This window comes from Mucilaginibacter arboris (assembly GCF_009754915.1).
Taxonomy (GTDB): Bacteria; Bacteroidota; Bacteroidia; order Sphingobacteriales; family Sphingobacteriaceae; genus Mucilaginibacter_A; species Mucilaginibacter_A arboris.
The window spans coordinates 194242-216687 of the sequence record NZ_WPIK01000003.1 but is presented as its reverse complement, the minus strand read 5'-3'; the positions used below and the strand labels follow the sequence as shown (position 1 = coordinate 216687).

The 22446-nt window shown below is 40.9% G+C and carries 13 protein-coding genes; 10 read left to right on the top strand and 3 right to left on the bottom strand.

The window, feature by feature from the left end:
* Positions 1–266 precede the first annotated feature (266 nt).
* A complete protein-coding gene (locus GO621_RS04190; protein ID WP_157564476.1) occupies positions 267–1685 on the bottom strand; it encodes a sialate O-acetylesterase in 1419 nt (472 codons plus the stop codon).
* 996 nt (positions 1686–2681) lie between these two features.
* Between GO621_RS04190 and GO621_RS04185 the strand changes: the two genes are divergently transcribed.
* From GO621_RS04185 to GO621_RS04170, 4 genes are all read left to right on the top strand, one after another.
* On the top strand, positions 2682–3914 hold the full coding sequence (locus GO621_RS04185; protein WP_157564474.1) for a DUF2264 domain-containing protein: 1233 nt from the start codon (positions 2682–2684) through the stop codon (positions 3912–3914).
* Positions 3915–4103: 189 nt separating this feature from the next.
* Entirely contained in the window at positions 4104–5315 is a 1212-nt protein-coding gene (locus GO621_RS04180; RefSeq protein ID WP_157564472.1) for a glycoside hydrolase family 88 protein, read from the top strand.
* 314 nt (positions 5316–5629) lie between these two features.
* Entirely contained in the window at positions 5630–7444 is a 1815-nt protein-coding gene (locus tag GO621_RS04175; RefSeq protein ID WP_157564470.1) for a ligand-binding sensor domain-containing protein, read from the top strand.
* Positions 7422–9785, top strand: coding sequence for a hybrid sensor histidine kinase/response regulator transcription factor (locus tag GO621_RS04170; RefSeq protein ID WP_157564468.1), 2364 nt, complete (start codon positions 7422–7424; stop codon positions 9783–9785). Before GO621_RS04175 ends, GO621_RS04170 begins: the two co-directional genes overlap by 23 nt.
* Before the next feature lie 511 nt (positions 9786–10296).
* On the opposite strand, the gene GO621_RS18745 is transcribed toward GO621_RS04170, so the two are convergent.
* Both GO621_RS18745 and GO621_RS04165 read right to left on the bottom strand, forming a co-directional pair.
* Complete coding sequence (locus tag GO621_RS18745) at positions 10297–10455, bottom strand: hypothetical protein (RefSeq protein ID WP_198170127.1); 159 nt, start codon at positions 10453–10455, stop codon at positions 10297–10299.
* Positions 10456–10511: 56 nt separating this feature from the next.
* Positions 10512–13334: a discoidin domain-containing protein gene (locus tag GO621_RS04165; protein ID WP_198170126.1), complete on the bottom strand. Its 2823-nt coding sequence runs from the start codon at positions 13332–13334 to the stop codon at positions 10512–10514.
* Between the two features lie 639 nt (positions 13335–13973).
* Here GO621_RS04165 and GO621_RS04160 point away from each other — a divergent pair.
* The 6 genes from GO621_RS04160 to GO621_RS04140 all read left to right on the top strand — a co-directional run bounded on the left by GO621_RS04160 (position 13974) and on the right by GO621_RS04140 (position 22173).
* Complete coding sequence (locus GO621_RS04160; RefSeq protein ID WP_157564466.1) at positions 13974–16958, top strand: SusC/RagA family TonB-linked outer membrane protein; 2985 nt, start codon at positions 13974–13976, stop codon at positions 16956–16958.
* Between the two features lie 22 nt (positions 16959–16980).
* Entirely contained in the window at positions 16981–18615 is a 1635-nt protein-coding gene (locus GO621_RS04155) for a RagB/SusD family nutrient uptake outer membrane protein (protein WP_198170125.1), read from the top strand.
* Between the two features lie 181 nt (positions 18616–18796).
* Positions 18797–19594, top strand: a complete 798-nt coding sequence (locus GO621_RS04150) for a sialate O-acetylesterase (protein WP_157564462.1) — start codon at positions 18797–18799, stop codon at positions 19592–19594.
* Positions 19595–19970: 376 nt separating this feature from the next.
* Positions 19971–20588, top strand: a complete 618-nt coding sequence (locus tag GO621_RS18990) for an alpha-L-fucosidase (protein ID WP_232335586.1) — start codon at positions 19971–19973, stop codon at positions 20586–20588.
* Position 20589: 1 nt separating this feature from the next.
* Positions 20590–21240 carry a carbohydrate-binding protein gene (locus GO621_RS18985; RefSeq protein WP_232335585.1) on the top strand — a complete coding sequence of 217 codons (651 nt, stop codon included), beginning with the start codon at positions 20590–20592 and terminating at the stop codon, positions 21238–21240.
* Positions 21241–21321: 81 nt separating this feature from the next.
* A complete protein-coding gene (locus GO621_RS04140; RefSeq protein WP_198170124.1) occupies positions 21322–22173 on the top strand; it encodes an alpha/beta hydrolase in 852 nt (283 codons plus the stop codon).
* Positions 22174–22446: the final 273 nt, after the last annotated feature.

Genomic DNA, 22446 nt, shown 5'->3' with positions numbered 1-22446 from the left:
CTAAATGAGGAATACTGTTTTTATCGACATAAAAAAAGTCCGGCTATTGCGGACTTGATTAATAGTTACAGAAAGAGGATTTTTATGTTAGGGCCTGTTTAAATTAATTAAGGGATTTTAAGTTAAACCAATAGAAAGCGTCCTTTTTGTGGTGACAAAACGACAATCAGATCTACCCTACCGATTTAACAGAAACCCTTGTAACAATAATTACCTTATCTTTTAAATTCTTACTTTTTTATCAATTTCCGTTTTATGCTGATTTTTTACCGGATATCGTCCCAATTGTCCGTCCGGAAAGAGGATGCGGGCAAACCATCATTATTATACAATTCGGCAACAACAAATTCTTTAAAGGCATACCTTACGGCTACCGGCACCTTAACCTGCCCGCTTTCCACGATCACCTGGCCGCCTTTTAATACTGCTTTTGCCGGGTAAAATATTTTATCCTTTCCTGCTATCTCAAAAAGTGTCAGGGGTTTTTCGAAGGAAGTAAGATAGTTTGCAAAATAAAAGCTAAGGGTAGCCTTGTTGCCATCTATCGTTATAGATTTATACAAGGGGGCATTGTAGCCAATGCCCTTAATGCCATAGGTTTTGCCCAAAGCCCAGTAGCCGAGCCGATGCGCCGGTATGGTTTTGTTCATATAATGGATGTTTTTTTCCATTCCAACATCCATGGTTGATGCCATGCCGCAATTTGGAATGATACTCATGGCCTTCAATTGTGCCTCCCTCAAAAGCGGGCCGCTCCTGCTTTTGTCTGCAGAGCCATAGGGCGCGATCTGCACAAAGTAAAAAGGCAGTTCGCCCTGCTGCCATTGCCTGCGCCAGTCGGCAACCATTACCGGGAAGAGCTTTCCGTATAATTGGGGTTCATGGCGGTTGCTTTCGCCCTGGTACCAGATAAACCCTTTAATATCAAAGTTTAACAAAGGGGCAATCATTCCGTTAAATAAAGTTGTAGGCAGTTTATAGGGTTGTTTAACGGTATCAATACTAACCGGAACTTTCACTTCCGGGAAACCGTCCAAACTGCTTTTGCCCATCCAGGATTCGATCATTGTTCCGCCTACGCTTGATACGATCAATCCTACCGGTACACGAAGCTTTTTCTGGAGCATCTCCCCAAACTGAAAAGCAAGGGCGCTAAAATCCCTTGCTGTTTCGGAAGTAGATTCGTTCCATTGCCCTTTACAATCTGTTTGAGGTGATAAAGTTGCTGCCCGCCCTACCGTAAACAAACGCAATTGCGGGTTATCAGCATTAACAATAATATCATTTGCATTGAGGATCGGAGAAGAATTGCCCCTTAACGGCATTTCCATATTGGATTGCCCGGAACAAACCCAAACTTCGCCTATCAGTACATTGTTAATCGTAACCAGGTCACCATCATTAAAAGCTATTTGGTAAGGGCCGCCAGCAACAGGTGTAACCAATTTTACCATCCAGTTGCCTGCAGCATCTGCCCTAACTTTATATTCTTTATTGTTCCAGGAAGTGGTAATGCCAACCTGCGCATTACCTTTTGCCCATCCCCATAATTTGGCCTGCGACTGCTGCTGGAGAACCATATTATTACCGATGACGGAGGGAAGTTTAACCCTTGCGCTTACAGTATGTGCAAACAGAAGAAATAAAATTGATAAAGCTAACTTGATATTATAGCCGTTTCTCATAAGGCGTGTTTTATAAATTGGTTTAAAGCTTCCCGTTTTAAATTCATGGCCCTGAATTAATATGTCCGTTTAATCCATTTCGTTTTATTCATTCCAAATTTCTATGGGGAAGCTGTTTAAAGTTTCTAAAAAATATGTCCCTATGCTTCTTTTACCGCATAAAAATCTTCAAAAGCCCTTTGCTTTTTGTATCCGGCCGGCAGCGCAAGATGTAAATGCAAATTTTATAGTGCTAAAAGAAGCATCCTGGTAGGTTTTTACAAAACATTTCTTTACTAAAGTAGTCCCTGAAGGCAATATAAAACAGGTTTGTTTAACTCAAATATACCCTTAGGATGTTTCATTCCTATTTACTTCGAGGCACTAAATACTCCTCAACAATAAATAAATCACTACGGGCAAGCAAAAGGAATGTGAAAGATCCGTCATGTATTTATGAAAGATAAGCCAATACAAATTGGCCGGATTGATTATACATTTGTTAGCATGGTGCAGTTATATCCCTCCTAACCACTATAACCAATAATAAACCAAACTTAAATTATATAAAAATATATCTACACCAGTACATCCGCTTCAAGTACAGATGGATTTTCTATAGAAGCAAAAGATTTTCAAGGAGGTTATTTTCCTAATATCATTAACATGAGCGTGCAAACGATGTAAAAACATAAAAAATAAGTTGTTCAAATTTTTCTTCCGGCCCTCTTTTTTAGGCTGATGCTTCTTTTAGCACACAAAAATGCTGGCTTTGTTTTTTGATTGATTTAAATGGATGCAAAACACCAATTTTTACCCGGTAAAAGAAGCATGGGCAAAACCTCTTGCTTCACCTATCAAAAGCAAATGGCCTTAATGATTTTTAGGTGATAAAAGAAGCATCGGCAATAATTGGAACAGAATTTAAACCGCTTTTAAAGCGGGTACAATTTAATAATGAATGCAAAAAGTACCATTAGCTGTTACAGCTATTACTAAATTTAACATCCATCTTTTATGAAAATACTGCAACAAATAGCTGTAATCATGCTCCTGATACTTGGTTGGCAACCATTACAAGCACACGCTTTAGCTGATTCTTCTGCAGATGCCGTAAGGGAACGGCAATACCTTATTCAAACTTTAACCCGTATTGCAGACCCGGTATTAAATGCGTTAAGCAAAAACGAGTTGAAGAAGCTGATGCCTGTTGAAGCCAAAACACCAGACCATAACAGAATGAGCACACATTTGGAGGCGTTTGGGCGCTTGCTTTCTGGCATGGCACCCTGGCTGGAACTTGGCCCCGACCAAACCATGGAAGGAAAGCTGCGTAAAAAATATATAGACCTGGCAGTCATCTGCCTGCATAATGCAACCGATCCTGCGGCACCTGATTTTATGAACTTTAACCAGGGAAGGCAACCAGTGGTGGACGCTGCCTTCCTGTCGCAGGCTTTATTAAGGGCGCCCCATCAACTTTGGGACAGGCTGGACAATAAGACCAAAAGCAACGTGATTACCGCTTTAAAGTCATCACGGATTATTACCCCCTCCTACTCCAACTGGCTGTTGTTTAGCGCTACTATTGAAGCAGCCTTAATGCGTTTTGATCAATCGGGCGACAGGATGCGTATGGATTATGCCATTAAATCTCATTTACTTTGGTATAAAGGCGATGGCGCTTACGGAGACGGCCCCAATTTTCATTGGGATTATTACAACAGCTTTGTGATACAGCCTATGCTGCTGGAAGTATTGCAAACCTGGGCTGCACAGGACAAAACGCAGCAAGAAACCTATGACCTGATATTAAGCCGGTCGAAACGGTACGCTGCGGTACAGGAACGCCTCATCTCTCCGGAAGGCACTTATCCGCCTATCGGCCGCTCCTTGTCCTATCGTTTTGGGGTGTTTCAGTTACTTTCAAAAATAGCGCTGATGCACGCATTGGATAAAGAAATTAAGCCCCAGCAAGTCCGTGCTGCCCTTTACACCGTTATAAAAAAACAGGTGGAAGCGCCAGGGACTTTTGATAAAAAAGGATGGCTGCAAATTGGCATTTACGGCCATCAGCCTGATATTGGTGAAGCTTATATCTCTACAGGCAGCCTTTATCTTTGCTCAGAAGCTTTTTTAATACTGGGCTTGCCCTCAACAGATTTGTTATGGCAGGGAGCGGATATGGACTGGACAGCAAAAAAAATATGGAAAGGGCTTGAAGTGCCTATTGACCATGCGGATGATTAAATCAACACAAAGCAAAAAAAAGTTTAAAAGCTGTTCGAACCACAGGTTTTCAAAATCGCGGTGCTTCTTTTAGCACCTTAAAAATTGGCACTGCTGCAGTAACCCAAAAATGCAAAGTTAGGATATGGTTTTTTAGGTGATAAAAGAAGTATGTAAAACAGATCGGATAAAATTTAAAAAAGCACTGACATGGAAAACAGATCTTTAATATTATTATTGTTCGCAGCTCTAAACATATCTGCATTAAACAGCTTAGCACAAAAAAAATCGCATTTTACAACTAAACCTGAAATAATAAAGCTGATCTACAAAAATTTAAAGGATGCTGACGCACAATATCAGTTTTTAATTGATCATACCCCTGCGGATAGTTTGCCGCGCAGCTTTAGCAAAAATGGTAAATGGATAAACAGCTCCTCTGAATATTGGACCAGCGGATTTGTGCCGGGAACTTTATGGTATTTATATGGAGCAACAAATGCCAATGTTTTAAAACAAGATGCCCTGAAAAAATTAAAGCTGCTGGAAAAAGAACAGCACAATACCGGATCGCACGATATTGGTTTTATGATGTATTGCAGCTATGGTAACGCTTACCGTATTGATCCTGATAACGCTTACAAGAATATACTTTTAAACAGTGCCAAATCACTATCCACACGCTTTAACAAGAATGTGGGCTGTATCCTGTCATGGAATTCGGCTCCGGGCCAGTTTAGGGTAATCATAGATAATATGATGAACTTAGAACTGCTGATGTGGGCTACCAAAGCCAGCGGCGATTCTACTTATGCTAAAATTGCCATAGCACATGCCAATACCACGATGAAAAATCATTTTAGGCCGGATTATAGTTCTTATCACTTGGTAATTTATAATCCGGAAACCGGTGCTGTCATCAAAAAACAAACTGCCCAGGGCGCTGCTGATGAATCAGCATGGGCAAGGGGACAAAGCTGGGGCTTGTATGGCTTTACCATGATGTACGGTTATACGAAGGACCCTAAATACCTGGCCCAGGCAGATCATATTGCGGCATTTATTCTCAATCATCCAAACTTACCCTCTGATAAAGTGCCTTACTGGGATTATAACGCCCCCAATATACCAGATGCTTATCGCGATGCATCAGCCGCTGCAATTATGGCTTCTGCTTTTATTGAGCTGGCCGGCTATACAAATGCTGCAAATTCTAAAAAGTACCTGGAAACAGCCGAAACCATTATCCGTACTTTGTCATCACCGCAATATAAAGCTACGTATGGTACTAATGGCGGGTATATTTTAAAGCACAGCGTTGGCCATCTTCCAAAAAATTCTGAGGTTGATGTGCCTTTAACCTATGCAGACTATTACTTTGTTGAAGCCATGCTGAGGTACAAGGCTTTGAATAAGCAGTAACAGCAACCTTACGCCGTCCTGATTTACAGGGAGTAATGTACATTAGTTCTGATAAAGTTCTAATAATATTTAAGTTCTTATGTTATTTAAAGAAGCAATCTTAATACTTCTTTTACCATACAAAAACCAGGGAGGCTTTCTAATCTTTTTCACAGATATAGACACAAACGATAATTTTTAGATGATAAAAGAAGCATTACAATTTTTTGGGGAGATAAATTTAAACAGCTTCTAAAATTTGGCTATCTTAGTATAACTGTTTCCTTTATAAACCTGTTATTTTGAGACCATCTTGTTTAACTAAAAAAAGCTGTATGTATGTTTATATATGCCGGCTGGTTTATACTGCCGTCTTTTTATGCGGCTTGGTTTCTTATGGTTTTCCCCAATCTCCAAAAGCTGTATTTAAACATCTTACCATTAACAACGGCCTTTCGCAAAACACTGTTTACTGCATTTTACAGGACCGCGAAGGGTTTATCTGGATAGGTACAGAAGATGGCTTAAATAAGTATGACGGTTACGAATTTACTATTTACAAGCATAATGTTAATGATAAAAACAGTTTAAGCAACAGTCAGATCAATGCCTTATTGGAGGATAATCAGGGAAATTTATGGATAGGCACTTCGGATGGTATAAACTTCTTCGACCGTAACCACAACCGGTTTAGCCATATCTATACCATCTCTAAAAGTTCATCAGAAGCAAACGATTATATAACTGCCTTTCTGCAAGATAAAAAAGCCAATATCTGGGTAGCTACTTATAACGGTTTAAAGCTTTACGATCCTGTTAATAAAATGTTTATCAGCTATCTTTCAGAAAACGACGGGCCCGGTACCGCTAATAAAAAAGTGCAAACTATTTACGAAGACAACAGAGGCATGCTTTGGGTTGGCACCAGCAAGGGCTTAAGTTTTTTTGATACCGGCAAACGGCGATACTTACCCGCTCCACCCGTGTTGCAACAGGACAGTAAGTTAACAGGCAGCGCTATCCGCGCTATTAAACAGGATAAAAAAGGCAATTACTGGATAGCCACAGAAACCGGTGGCGTATTTAATTATAACCCCGAAAAAAACACTTGTATAAACTACCGGCAGCAGGCAAACGGTACAAACAGTTTGCTGAGCAATACTGTAAGGGATATATTTATGGTTGATGACAACGAAATCTGGATGGGAACGCGTGAAGGGCTTAGTATTTTGAAAGACGGACGTTTCAGTAATTATAAATACGATAAATATGATCCCGATGGGTTAAGCCATAACTCTGTAAGGTCTATCATCAAAGACAGGTCAGGGAATATCTGGCTTGGCACCTTTGCAGGAGGGGTTAACATTTTTTATGCAGGAAGTAATAATTTCACATCATTTGCCGAAGCTATCGGCACCCGCCCAGGCTTAAGCCATAGGGTAGTGAGCAGTATTTTAAATAATGGTAACGGTACATTTTGGGTAGGCACAGAAGGCGGAGGATTGAACTATATAGACCGTAAAAAAAACCTGTACCAGTCGTACCCTATTTTAGATCAGCAAAAAAAGCTGATCAGCAATAATGTCAAATCGCTTTGTAAAGATCAAAATGGAAATATATGGGTTGGGGCTTTTGATGGATTAGCGAATTTTAATGTAAAGACCCATATGGTAACCGTTTACAGGTCTTTGGCAAGCAATCCTAATCCTGGCGAAAACCAGATCTATGCCCTGTCTGCCACAGATAACGGCTTATGGATAGGCACCAACGGGGCCGGGCTTCAATTTATGAACCCGAAGGGCAGGATTACCAGTTATACACATAACAGCAAGGATGTACATGGCATCAGCAGCAACAATATATCATCTATATTGAAAGATGTTGACCAAAACGCCTACTGGATAGGTACACAGCGCGGCATCAACTATTTTGACACTAATACCAGGAAATTTACGCAATTTAAGTATAATAGTTCAGACAAATTTAGCCTACAATACAATTCGGTCCTAACCTTATTTTTAGATTCAAAACAACGTTTATGGATAGGCACAGAAGGCGGCGGCCTTACCTATTTTGACCGTAAAAACCGACGGTTTTATGCGATTGACGAAAAGGAAGGATTAACAAATGACGTGGTTACATGCCATTAACCAGGACAAAGATGGCAACTTTTGGGTAAGCACTAACAAGGGCTTGTCTAAAATTCATTTCAAGCGCTTCCGTTTACCTTTTAAAAATGATGATTTGATCATCAGTAATTATTCGGTTGCCGATGGCCTGCAAAGCAACCAGTTCTCATCCAACTCTACTGCAAAAGATGATAACGGTGCGCTGCTTTTTGGTGGTATCAATGGCATCAGTTACTTTGACCCTGATCAAATTAACGTGAACGCTTTTAAACCGCCTGTAGTGTTTACTGATTTTTTGATCCGAAACAAAACTGTAACACCAGAAGATGAGGATTCGCCCCTAAAAAACCAGATCAACGAAACCAATGAAATTACCCTTACTTATGACCAGGGCTTTATCAGTTTTAAATTTGCCGCATTAAATTACATCAACCCCGATAAAAACCAGTACGCCTATAAAATGGAGGGCTTCAGGGGCGATGAAGACTGGCATTATGTAGGCAGCCAGCGCATGGCTACTTATACTAACCTAAACGCCGGAACCTATATTTTTAAAGTAAAAGCAGCTAATAATGATGGCTTGTGGAATAAAAACATAAAATCAATAAAACTGATCGTGCTGCCGCCCTGGTGGAAAACATGGTGGGCGTATTTAATTTACGCACTCCTAATTGGCTCTTTGCTTTATGCTTTTTATTATTATTCGTTAAAAACCGCCCGGTTAAAAAATGAACTGGTGTTTGAACACCTGAGCCATGAAAAGGACCAGGAGCTGTCGCAGCGTAAACTAACCTTTTTTACCAATATTTCGCACGAGATCAAAACACCTTTAACCCTTATACTTGCCCCGCTTGAAAAACTGGTTGCCCTGAATGAAGGGAACAACAAGATCCAGAACCAGTTGATGCTGATGCAGCGCAACGGAGAAAGGCTGATCCGTTTGATCAACCAATTGCTTGATTTCAGAAAGTTTGAATCAGGGAACATGAACCTCCAGGCAGCAGAAGGAAATATCGTAAGCTTTGTAAAGGAGATATTTATTGCCTTTGAAGCTTATGCCAGATCAAAGAAGATCAGCTTTAAATTAAACAGTAAGCAGGAAGAAATAAAGGTATTTTTTGACAGGGACAAACTGGAAAAAATATTATATAACCTGCTTTCAAACGCTTTAAAATTCACACCTGAAGGCGGAAAGATTGCCCTCCATATCAAAACGGATAACGATTATGTTTTTATTGATGTGGAAGACAACGGACAGGGCATACCAGGGCAAAATTTAGATAAAATATTTGAATGCTTTAACCATTTTAGCGATCCCCGCCTCAGTGTAAGCGGCACCGGCATCGGCTTGTCTTTTTCAAAGGGTTTAGTAGAACTGCACCATGGCAAACTAACGGTTAAAAGTTCGGTAGCAACAGCGGAAGCGAGGGGTTATACGTGTTTTACAGTACAACTGCCTTTGGGCAGCCAACATTTAAAACCAGAGGAAATTAACCCTGATATTAGGGATAGCGAGAATATCGCCCAGTATTATCAATCAGGCTTAAACCCCGAACAATCCTTAATTTATACAGCAGAAACCGCTACAGAAAGTACAGATAAGCCACTGATGTTAGTGATAGAGGACAATATAGATGTTTTGAACTTTATTGCCCATATCTTTACGAACAATTATCAGGTTTATACAGCGCCAAACGGTTTAAAAGGATGGGAAACAGCGATTGAGATCATCCCGGATATTATTATAAGCGATGTTATGATGCCCGAAATGAATGGTACTGTACTCTGCAATAAGATTAAATCTGATATTCGCACCAGCCACATTCCGGTTATTTTACTTTCTGCACGCACACCGCTGATATTCAAGATAGAAGGGCTGGAAACCGGCGCTGATGATTACATTACCAAACCCTTCAGCGTAAATATCCTGGAAGCAAGGGTACGTAACCTGGTGGAATCCAGGAAGAAACTGCGTGACAGGTATAGCAAGGAAATTAGCCTGCAGCCCCAAAACGTGGCCATTACCTCGCCAGACGAAAAGTTCTTATCAAAAGTGATGAATTTTATAGAGGCAAACCTTGCGGAACCAAGCTTAACGGTAGAAGAACTGGGCAAAGAAATAGGAATGAGCAGGGCCACTCTGTATCGAAAAATGAAGGCCCTCACTAACCAGACAGCAATTGAATTTATCCGAAGTGTACGTATAAAAAGAGCAGCACAGCTGCTGGGGCAAAATAAATTTAACGTAAGCGAAGTGGCTTATATGGTTGGCTTTATGGATGTGGACTACTTCAGAAAGTGCTTTAAAGAGCAGTTTGGCTATACACCTAAAGAATATACACAGCACTCAAACACAAAATAAGGGTGATGATTGGGTGCAAATCCTGCAACGTTAAAAGGATTAAAAAACGCCACCCGGAACGATAGCCGTTAGAACGATAGCAACCCAGGCGCGCAGGGCTGCATTTCGCCCGGGAGGCAATCCGAAATGCTTGATTTTTGTTTCTTTTGATCAAGCAAAAGAACGTACAAAGAAAAAACGGCCCAATTCTTTTTCCTTAAAAAGCGTTTTAAACTTTGTTCCAATTATTGGCGATGCTTCTTTTATCCCCTAAAAAAATCAGTAAGCGCAATGGCCTTTTGTATTTACAGAAATTGGTAAACACCAATTTTATAGTGCTAAAAGAAGCATCAGCATTTTTCCCGGAATAAAATCAAACAGCTTCACCATTTTTAGGGTGATAAAAGAAGCATTGCACGGAAGCTAAAATAAAACGGCAATGCTTCTTTTATGCCGTAAAAGGTGTTTGTTTTTTTACATCGATAAAAGAAGCATCTAAAACAGGTTTCCTAAAAGCTCAATCCGTTTCGCATTATTTCTTATCGCCTGACCAGATTTCAAGCTGAGGTTTGTTTACGCCTTCCATTGAACCGATAAGCACTTGCCGCCCCTTGTCGCTATCATCACCTAATTCGCGTGTCTCCCGAACCAAAACAAATGTTATATTATCCTTAACATGTTTTTTAAGCATATCGGTTACATCAAGGCTATGATATTTGTTTTGATTATCAAAAGCCAGTTCGCCTGCTACAAAAGCCTGTTGCCCAACATCGTGATCAATGCTTCTTTCGGGTCGAGCAGCGGTGCATTTGTCCAGTTTAATTTTTGCTGCTCCCAAACTTTTCCCGGAATACCATACACATGCAGGCGGAATGGAGCTACACCCTGATCTACTTTACCGTTCACCCTTAATATGATCCTTTTCGCACCTGAAATTTTTGCCGCCGGTATTTTAAAATCCAGATAACTTACGCGGTTGTTTTCAGGTTTTGAAGCATTCAGCGCCACTTGCAATGTTTGGACTGTACCAAAGTTTTTTTTGGCCATTTTTCCACCTGCTACAAAAGCGTCTGCTACAGGCGGTATAATTTGTTTATTAGATGCTTGTGCGGTTATCGTCAGCAATGTTACGCTTTGCTGCCCCAGGTTGAGGCGGATGTTTTTATCATTAGGTACAGGATAAATTCCTGTTACTTCGCCATAACTGCGGGGTCCAACAGTTTCGGCTATAACTGGTGTTCCGGCCTCAATTGGCAGGCCGGCCAGGTTAATATTTAAATGATAATCAAACAGGCCGCGCTGTACCAGCCACATATAATAGGTCTGCTTTTCCTGGTCATAAGAAGTATAAGTATCCAGGCCGCTATCCGTAATGGTTGATTGTGTTTGAAGCAGCGGCAATTCGTTTTTAAACCCTTTTGCAAATAACCTTACCACTTCGCCGGTACGCTGTATGCCGGATATATTAAAATCTGGTTTTGACGACGGCCCGTCATCCGCTGCAAAAACTTTGATCTCCCTTACTTTTACAACCCCGGCATCAGTACTTACCCATCTGATCTTATCGGTAGTAACGGCCTGCTTAAACTGCTGGAAAACCTGCACATATTTGCAGTTTTTCTCCTCGGTACCGGGAATATCTTTCCAGGTATTATTTGCCCAGTATTGTAATTTGAATTTTTTAACCCGGTCTGGCCCGGTAAATACGCCTGCTGCCGAACCCGTGTACATTACGGCGCTTCCCAGCTTTTGTGTTTTACCCAGGTCGATCTCCAGCCATTTTTCTGCTGACGTGGAATCTGAATGCCAGGCGGAAAGATCTGACTTATTGCCATCGGTAATGTTTTTAGCAGGCCATTGTGCCGATTCAGAACTTGCTTTAACATGTTTCCCCAATGCCAGATCGGTATAAGCATCTTCCACAATCCGCCTGCCTTGCCAGGTTAAATGATGGCCAGATTTTATTCCCCTGGGATAAGTTTCGCTGGCGGTGTTGGCAAACTTAAAAGCCCACATGCCATAAGCGCCATTGTTCATGTTGTTGGCATAAATGCCTGCCCATTCGGTAAACAAGGATGGCGAATCCATGGTTTCTTCTTTATCGATCAGGTAAGCATTCATCCAACGGCCAATTTCGGTAAAAACAATAGGCAGCGGATTTCCTAAAGGATGATTATCGGTAATAACCTTGCGGATATTATTTACACGTGTTACATAACCTGCAGCAGGCGAGTTATAAGAGTGGGTAGAAAAAATATCGATCAGGTCGTGGTCAATCTGCTTGCCATGATAATCGGTACGGATAGCTTTGATAACACCTGCCCACCAGTCTGTATTCTGGCCGGCAGTAACAGGGCCGACAAATTTGGCCTGTAAGTTTTTGCCGTATTTTTTGTTCACATCCTGCACGGCACAATGCACCGCGTCTGAGACGATCTGCATCCCTCCTATCCACTGGTTTAATTTCATCGGCCCCGAAGCCACATGGTTGGGCTCGTTCTGCATGGCAAACATCGTAACGTCGCCTGTTTTTGCCGCATAGTAGGCCAGTGCATAAAAACGCTGCCATTGTTTCCATTTATTGCCCCAGGTATCATTAAAATCATTGGTGTTCATCTGTAGCAAGGCCTGTATATGCAGCCGCTTTAACTCTGCCAGGGTATAATTAAACACCATGGCATTGGTGGACGATGAATCCATTTTAGTGTACAAGGGATAAAGCTTGTTCCATTGTATAAACCGGTTTTTTTCCGGGCTTTGCCTGAGCTCGTTTTTCAACCGGTCAAATTCCTGAACATCCTTCAGGTTATTATTAATGTTTACCGAATTTTCGGGTACAAAGGCATTCATGGTAGCCCAAACGCGTACAGAATTAATATTGGAATATTCGAGCCAGCCCGATACATTGCTGCCCGGAAAAAAATAACCCTGGTTGTAACCTACAAACTTTAATGATTTGCCTACTACCTGCGGATTAACTGTTATCGAGGCATCTTTATCAGCCATATTTGGAACAACTTTGATATTCGAAGTAATTTGCGGCGGAAGGGGCATATTCGGAGCTTCGGTACCTAATACTTCTATTTCCATTATATTGATGGGTTCGCCATCATCACAAACAAACCTCACCTTGTACGTAGTAATTACCGGGCTGAATGTAAACTTTACATGGACCAGCCTGTTCTCTAACACTTCTGCGTTGGGAAAATCAGTCCAGTTGGAATCGTCCCAATACTGCATCCTGAAATTTTTTGCCGACCAGAAACCTGCAGCCTGTGTAGTTTCTGCAGGCGTACGTTCTGCTTCTGGGATACCTGTATAAACATCAACTTCATTGATATTGCAATATTTTTGCAGGTCTATTTCCAGTATATGCGGCGCTTTACCGCTGCTGGTCATCCATTTAGATTTTCGGTTGATAATGCCATCAACCACATTCTTCGCCGGGTATTGTTTATCTTCTGATGTTGCGGTTACCGGTTTATGTAAGGCAAGGTTTATTTGCTGCCCTACAGCAGGTGTTAAAAAACCAATAACTGCTATCAAAAAAAGTGCAAAAGAGTATCTCATAATTTGAATATATTATATTATTGCTGTTGATTAAAATGCTTTCCCACTCAGTCAATGCTTCTTTTACCCTATAAAAATGATGGTGGTGTTATCATTTAAAAAAGACAGGCATGACCTGAAATTTTACCCGGTAAAAGAAGCATGAGCATTTTCCATATACAAGCACTACAGTGGCTGGCATCAAAATATACCCTGCCTGATCATTTAATGGTTGTTGTTAATTTTAAGTTTACAGTTTCCAAGGTATTCAAATAGCTGATGGCCCATACCCTGCTAATGGTTCAGAAATACCTGCCTAATCAGCATTTAAAAAAATAATGAAAGAGATTGGTTTATAATTTTATGAACGATAAATACGCATTTCTTAAAAATGGTAATGCCGCATTTTTCAGGTAAAAATGCCTGAAATGACCTGTAGTTTTAATGGACAGTAGTTCTACCTTTAAAAGGCCGGAGAAGCGAAAAGCTAAAGAATGAGATCAATATTAAAAGATAAGCTGAACTATAAAGGCAGTGTACTGCTGCTGATAAGCCTGATTTTAATTTCGATATTATTATACATTTTTAACCTGATGATCTGATTACAAGGCCTGATTTGTAATTACAACCAATTTATATAACCTCTTTTTAATTTGATTTATGAAAAATTTTTATCAAAAATGGCTTCGGTTATTCCTATCGGTGCTTTTTTTAAGCCCGCTTTTTTATGAAATTGCTTTAGCACAAACGCAGAATATAAAAGTTACCGGCATTGTTAAAGATAAGCAAGGCTTGACTTTAATTGGTGTAAGCGTAAAAGTTAAGGGGACAAACCTGGGAACGCAGACAGATGCAGCAGGTAAATTTACTTTAAACGTACCGCAAAGAAGTGTATTAGACTTTAGTTATATCGGTTTTTTATCCCTGGAAAAAGCGGTACCGGCAAATGGAATCCTGAATATCACGCTTTTTGATGATGCCAAAAACTTAAGTGAAGTTGTAGTAGTGGGTTACGGCACGCAAAAGCGAAAAGATATTACCGGTTCGGTGGTAAGTGTTGACCCGAAGCGTTTAGAGAGTTTGCCAAATAATAATCTGGCGCAAGCGATTGAAGGCTCTGTACCGGGATTAACGGTAACGCAAAGCGGCGGTGGCGCAGAAGGAACAGCAAGCATACAAATACGCGGACAACGATCTATCACTGCAAGTAATAACCCCTTAGTTATTTTAGACGGGATACCTTATAATGGCAACCTAACCGACATCAACCCATCTGATATCGGGAGCATTGAAATATTAAAAGACGCTTCTGCAGCAGCCATATATGGTTCACGGGGCGCCAATGGGGTAATATTGGTTACTACCAAAACAGGAACATCAGGAAAACCTGTTGTTGCCTATGACGGATCTTTTGGCGTTGACAAATTTACCAAAATACCTGCAGTGTTAACCCCACAACAGTTTTACGCCTATAAAATGGCCAGAAACCCAGGAGCTATTACCCCATCTGAAACCGCAATCTACAATTCCGGAAATTTTGCTAATTATGTTGACCTGGCAGTAAAAAATGGCACACGCCAGCAAAATGCAGTTTCGGTACGTGGTGGTACAGACAATTCTAAATATTTTGTTTCCCTTAACTATCTTGATGTTAATGGTGTAGATGTTAACGATCATTTCAAGAGGTTATCTACCACAGCAAATTTGAATGTAAATATAACTAAATGGTTAACCTACGGCACATCTACCCGGCTAGGCTTCGATAACCGCAGCGGAATGCCAGCGTCTTTAAGCGGCGACTACAGTGCTTTTACTTTTAACCCGTTAACTACACCTTTCCAGACTGATGGCGTAACCCCGACCATCTATCCGTGGCCGGAAACAGTTTATTATGCCAACCCGCTTGCACCCACCTTAGTTAATAATTCAGATCTGGAATATCAAATTTATTCAACCAATTTTCTTGAAGTGAAATTACCGCTAAAAGGATTAACCTATCGTATTAACACGGGTGTTACACATTCGTCCCGGGACCAAAACAGCTATTATGGCCGTAATACCAAAACAGGTTTGGAAGCGCAGGGCCGGATTAGCGACGCAAGTAATGTAAGCAATAGTTACACGATAGAAAACATTCTGAATTACAATCGTGAATTTGGCAAGCACACCCTCGGTTTTACTGCGTTATATAGCTATGAAAACGATATTGTTACTAATCACACCTTAACTGCAACGGGGTTCCCCAATGATGTGCTAACTTATTACCAGGCACGTATAGCTTTACTTACGTCTGTAGATGTACCTGCTTCAGGAGCGCCGTTATACGCCAAAACAAGCCTGTTATCGCAAATGGGGCGGTTTAACTATTCTTACGATAGCCGTTACCTTTTAACAGCTACCGTACGCCGTGACGGTGCGTCTGATTTTGGTGCCGATAAAAAGTATGGCATATTCCCTTCGGTAGCTCTGGGCTGGAATATTAGTAATGAGCAATTTATGAAAAACATAGACCAGATCGATAATTTAAAACTACGATTGTCCTATGGCAGCAATGGTAACCAGGCGGTGGCGGCTTATTCAACTTTTGCATCTTTAGGCAATGCTACTTATTTAAACGGTTCGGCCACCGCACCTGGTTATATACCTTCAACATTGGCTAATCCTGATTTACACTGGGAAACAACAAATACTTTAAACGGGGGCTTAGATTTTGGCATTTTAAAAGGGCGCATCCAGGGCTCTGTTGATATTTATTCGGCAAAAACCCATGATTTATTGTTAAACCGCTCTATTCCTAGCACAAACGGCATTAGCAACATCATTCAAAATATTGGTAAAACGGCCAATAAGGGTATTGATATTGGTATAACCAGTACCAATATTAAAAGCAAAGACTTTACCTGGACATCAACCGGCACTTTCTCTTTAAACCGTAATAAGATTGTTGACTTGTATGGCACAGGCAAAAGTGACACCGCTAACAACTGGTTTATAGGCCACCCTATAAGAGTAAATTTTGGCTACAAATATTTAGGGGTATGGCAGTTGACCGATGATCTGACAAAATCACCGCAACCAAATACACAAGCGGGTTACGCTAAAGTAGCCGATCTAAATGGCGATGGTAAAATAACCGGGCCCGACAGGACAATTATAGGGAGTTTACAGCCGCTGTTTACTTATGGATTAGCAAATACATTTGCCTACAAAAATATTTCTTTGTATGCATTTGTGCAAGGTGTAGCCGGGGTAATTAAACAAAATACCACTCTTTCTGACAATGTAAATACGGCAGTTGAAAAAAATACTTATGCTAAAAATTACTGGACGCCTACTAACCCTACAAATGACTATTATGCTAACGCACAGTTACAGGCTTCCCCTATTTATCAGCCTAATATTTATGGTGTTGCCATATTTCAAAACGCCAGTTATTTACGTGTAAAAGACCTCTTGCTGTCTTACAGTTTTTCGCCGAAACTTTTGGAACGTTTGAAGATATCTAAGATAAAGCTGTTTGTTGAAGGGCGCAACCTATTTACAATTACCCCTTGGAAGGGTTTCGATCCTGAATTGGATGCAAGCAACACTTCCATACCTATTTTAATAAAGGAATTTGTGGCAGGATTAAATGTTAGTTTATAAACGTAAATTAAACCTCATAAAAATGAAATTTTTTAATAAAATACTTGTTTGTGCGGGGCTGATAGCTTGCGTTACATCATGCAAAAAAAATGCGCTGGATGAAAATCCGCCAGCCATATTAACTGCTGATAATTTGTTTGTAGATTATAATGGTTTTCAAAATGCCATAAACGGGCTTTATTACCAGGTTAGGCGTTACAGGGCTGGTATCACAACCGCTGATCCATCTAACGATATGACGTCGGAAGTTACTGTTGAAGGGGTTGACAACAGCTATTCCAACTACCCGGGTTCGCCGGGCACGGTTTACAATAACTGGGGTGCTGCAAACAATGCCGCATTTATACAATATAGCCAGCTATGGGCATATTTTTATCAAACTATTAATGCTGCAAACACCATTATTGGCCGTGTACCACTTAATACAACCATGACAGGCGATCAAAAAAACCAGACACTGGCTGAAGCAAGATTAATCAGGGCATGGTGTTACAGGCATTTAACCTTTTTATTTGGCGATGTACCTTTAACATTAACGGAAACTACAGGTGCAAACTTTAAAACCGATTTTAGCAGGGCGAAAGTAGCAGATGTGCAGGCCGCTATGGAAGCCGACTGGTTATTTGCCGAAGCAAATTTGCCTGTTACTAATACAAATGACGGAAAGGTAATTAAAGGAACGGCACAACATTACTTGGCAGAACTTTATCTTACACAAGGTAACTTCACTAAAGCAAAAGATTATGCGACAAGGGTAACCACTAACACTGCTTACGCTTTAATAAATAATAGGTATGGCGCAAACGCGAAAAACCCCGGTACTGCTTTTACCGATATGTTTTTAGACGGTAACTCTGACCGTAGTCAGGGCAATACCGAAGCTTTATGGGTATTGCAAAATGAACTGAATGTAACCGGAGGCGAAGGAAACAATATTATGCGCCGTTATTGGGTTAACCGTTATTATTCCTTAACAGTTAAAGGAACCGATGGCAAGTCAGCCAGTCCATTTTTACCCAGTGCCGATTTTGGCGGAAGGGGAATTGGCCGTATTGGGCCAACTAAGTGGGCATTGTCAATTTATGATCCTACCGATGACCGTGGATCTGATTATGCGTGGAGGTTTTCCTATACCATCAATAACCCTGCAGGCATACCTAAGGGATATACATTAGGACAAGTTGTACCGGTTGACCGTACTTCAAATGAAAAATTATCCAACCCGAACTGGCCAAGCACCCGTAAATGGGATTACACGAGTCCGTTGGATGTAAATAACTCATCCTCCTACAATGATCAGATATTGATACGTGCCGGTGAAGATTATTTGTTTTTGGCTGAAGCTGATTTAGGTTTAGGCGATTTAGCAGGGGCTGCAACTGCAATAAATGCGTTGCGTACCCGGGCTCATGCACCATTAATTACCGCATCACAAATTACACTCGATTTTATTCTGGATGAGCGTTCACGTGAATTATTTTCTGAAGAAGACAGGCGTTATACCTTGTTGCGTACAAAAACCTGGCTGACCCGCACCAAATTACATAATGTAATTTCAGGTAATTTAATACAACCACGGGACCAGCTATTGCCCATACCTCAAAGTGTGATCGATGCTAATATAAGTGCCGTATTGCCGCAAAACCCAGGTTATTAATAACAAATATTTTTTCGAAATTTTAAACCTGTAATTGAAATACCATGCATGCTTCTTTTAGCACCCAAAAATTGGTGTTTGTATTGTTGAACTATTGACCATCAACTATCAAGTTTTTAGGCGATAAAAGAAGCATTAAAAATTTGAAACAACATTTCAACAGGTCTTATTTACTTATTTTATGAAGCATAAATATTTTTTAATACTGATCGTCTCTATTTTAAGTTTTACTTCTGCTGGAAAAGCACAAACCAAGCCCGACCCTTCATTTCAGTTATACATCCTGATCGGTCAATCCAACATGGCAGGCCGCGGCCCAATAACCGATGATATTAAAAACGAAGGAAACGACCGCGTTTTTATGTTTACCAGGGACAGCCAGTGGGTAAAAGCCAGACATCCTGTGCATTTTGATAAACCAAAAGTTGCCGGTGCCGGGCCGGGTTTGGCCTTTGGGATAAAAATGGCCGAAGCTGATCCTAATGTTAAAATTGGCCTGATCCCTTGTGCAGTAGGCGGAACCCCTATCGAACACTGGGTACCTGGTGCTTACGATGAAGCAACCAAAACCCATCCTTATGACGATGCGGTAAAAAGGATAAAAGCAGCCATGAAATATGGTGTTGTAAAAGGGGTCATCTGGCACCAGGGCGAGTCGAACAGTAGTCCGGAAAGAGCTGTAGGTTATTTAGATAAACTGACTGCGCTAATTAACCGCATGCGTGAAGTGGTTGATAATAAACAACTGCCATTTATTGCAGGTGAGCTTGGCAGGTACAGGCCAGGTTACAGCAATATTAACCAGCAGTTGGCGCTGCTGCCTCAAAAAGTTCCATTCACCGGTTTGGCAACTTCTGAAGGTTTGACTGATAAAGGGGATACCACCCATTTTAACGGAAAATCTGCGGATGAACTGGGCAAAAGGTTTGCAGTACAGATGCTAAAGGTACAGAAGCAGTTTTCCAAATCTCATCAATAGAAACGGTTTAAATCCATACTTCAAAAAACGGCAATACTTCTTTTATCACCTAAAAATTCATTTTTAAAAACAGCTTCGATAAAAGTTTAAAGATTTTTAGGTGATAAAAGAAGCATCAACCTAACACAATTTTAAAACGGTTGATATTTATCAACCTAAAGCTTATTGTATTTGCCCAAACTGGTTCATACTATCTCTAATAATTTGATTTGGACCTTGAACTTAAAAGTCTAACAACTCATATAAGTTTGACAGGGTTTGCGCTGAACAGAATGCGATAGTTTTTACTAAGCACAGCGCAAACACTAATTTTTGTGTGCTAAAAGAAGCATAGCCAATTTAAACAAACGGTAAAAAATCACGATCAAGCATGGTTATGAACAAAAAAATCATAATGTTAAGCCGCAGCTTATTTGTTTTATTACTCTGCTTGTTAGTAGTAAATGCTTTTGCACAAGATAAAGGGGATGAAGATAAAAGCACTTCTAACACCGTAAACGTCCGGGATAAAAGGGCAATGGATGAAGCCACGAACGGATGGTGGACAGCTTCTATGAAAACACATGATGCCCGTATTGCCTGGTGGCGCGATGCGCGGTTTGGCATGTTTATTCATTGGGGCATTTATTCGCTTCCGGGCGGCGAGTGGAAAGGTAAAAAAGTAAGTGGTTATGCAGAGCATCTGATGCGAAAGGAGAAAATACCGCGTACAGAATACCTGGAGCTGGCCCATCACTTTAACCCTGTAAAGTTTAATGCTGATGAATGGGTAAAAACCGCTAAGAATGCCGGTATGCGTTATCTCATTATTACGGCCAAGCACCATGATGGTTTTGCCATGTTTAATTCGGATGTATCTGATTATAACGTGGTCAAACAAACAGCCTGGAAGCATGACCCAATGGTAGATCTTTCGGCAGCTTGTAAAAAGTATGGTTTAAAGTTCGGCTTTTATTACTCGCACGCGTTTGACTGGGAGGATCCCGAAAAATAACTTGTTGTATCTACACGTGTTCAACTGGCCGGAAGATGGAAACCTGATACTGGGCGGGTTAAAAAGCAATATCAGCAAAGCCTGTTTGTTGGCTGATCCGGTAAAAAAAGCTTTAACATTTAAACGCGCTGATCCGCTGGATATAAACATTCGTGTTCCGTCAAAAGCTCCCGACAGTGTAGATGCAGTTGTTGTGCTGGAAACACGGGGTGAAATACAAACCGACCAGTCGCGCTTGCTTTCCGGCACGGGTCCAGCAAACAGGTTGCTGGCATTTGATGCTGAACTGATTGGCAAAGGTTTTAGTTTTGGAGATGGTAAAGCCGGAAAATATTATGTGGATGGATGGAAAAAAACGAACCAAACCATTAAATGGAATGTCCGGCTGGCAAAGGCAGCTACTTACAAAGTTGTATTAAAATATGTTGCCGATAATGCCCATGAAGGTAGCTTTGAACTGAGACTTGACGGTCTTATAAAGAAAGGTGAAATTGCATCTATACCAAAAGGAGAAGAAATAACAGAACAGGAACTGGGGAGAATTGCTTTAAAAGCAGGTCTTTATCCGCTAACCATAACGCCTCTTGAAATTAGAAAAGCCGGTTTAATGAAAATACTTGAGGTACAACTCATCCCTTCAAATTCAAAATAAACAGATCCAAATAATACAAGTTTTTATAGGATAAAAGAAGCATGTAAAAAGCTATAAAAATATAATAATAATTAACTGTCGATGATGAGAAACCTGATCACCATATTAGCATTTTGTTTACTTACGAATTTATCGCTTGCACAATCATCTGTTATCAAACTCTGGCCTGGCACGGTTCCCGGCGAAACGGAAGTTAAGCATCCGCCGGTTGACTATACCGCAAATACGAGCGGTAATAACATTCACCGCATCAGCAACATTACCGACCCTGCACTAATGGTTTACAAACCCGGCAAAAATGCCAACGGTGCAGCGGTAATTATCTGCCCCGGCGGCGGTAATAAATACTTGGCCGTTAACCTGGAAGGAGAAGAAGTTGCAGCCTGGCTGGCAGCGCAAGGTTACATGGCATTGGTATTAGAATACCGTGTTCCGCTTAAAACTTTGGGCTCTTTTCAGGACATCCAGCGGGCGGTAAGGCTCGTACGCAGTAAAGCTTTTGAATGGAAATTAAAATCTGACATGATCGGCGTAATGGGGTTTTCGGCTGGCGGAAACCTGGCTGCCCGGGCCACTACCGGTTTCAAAAACAGGTCTTATGCGCCCGAGGACAAGATCGATTCTATCTCCTGCAGGCCCGATTTTTCATTGCTGATCTATCCGGGTTCATTAACCACATCCGATAAAAAGCTAATCCCGGAAGTTAAACCTACCGAAGAAACACCGCCAATGTTTGTTTTTGTTGCTGCCGATGACCCTTATAATATTCCGTTTCCGCTTGGCCAGGCACTTCGGGAAGCTAAACTGCCTTTCGAATTTCATGTTACGCCAAAAGGCGGACATGGTTATGGTTTACGTCGCGGCAACCCGGCGGCTGAAGCCTGGCCTCCACTGGCAGAAAAATGGTTAAAAGCAACTCTCGGGCTTAAATAGAAGTTACTGATGTAGAGGCATATCTCTTGCTGGTTTTTTTCAATAATCAACATTAATACTTTATCAATATGAAGTTGTTAACCTTTTCGGAGCCTCTTTTTTTAGGGTTGATGCTTCTTTTATCACCTAAAAATGCGAGTGCTTATGAAATTGTTTAAAATTTAATTTTCCGAGAAATAAATGATGTAAACCTAACATCGGAATATACAATGGTCCGATACAATAATTTAAAGGCTGTTTAAAATGTATATCAAAGGAAATCAGGATGCTTCT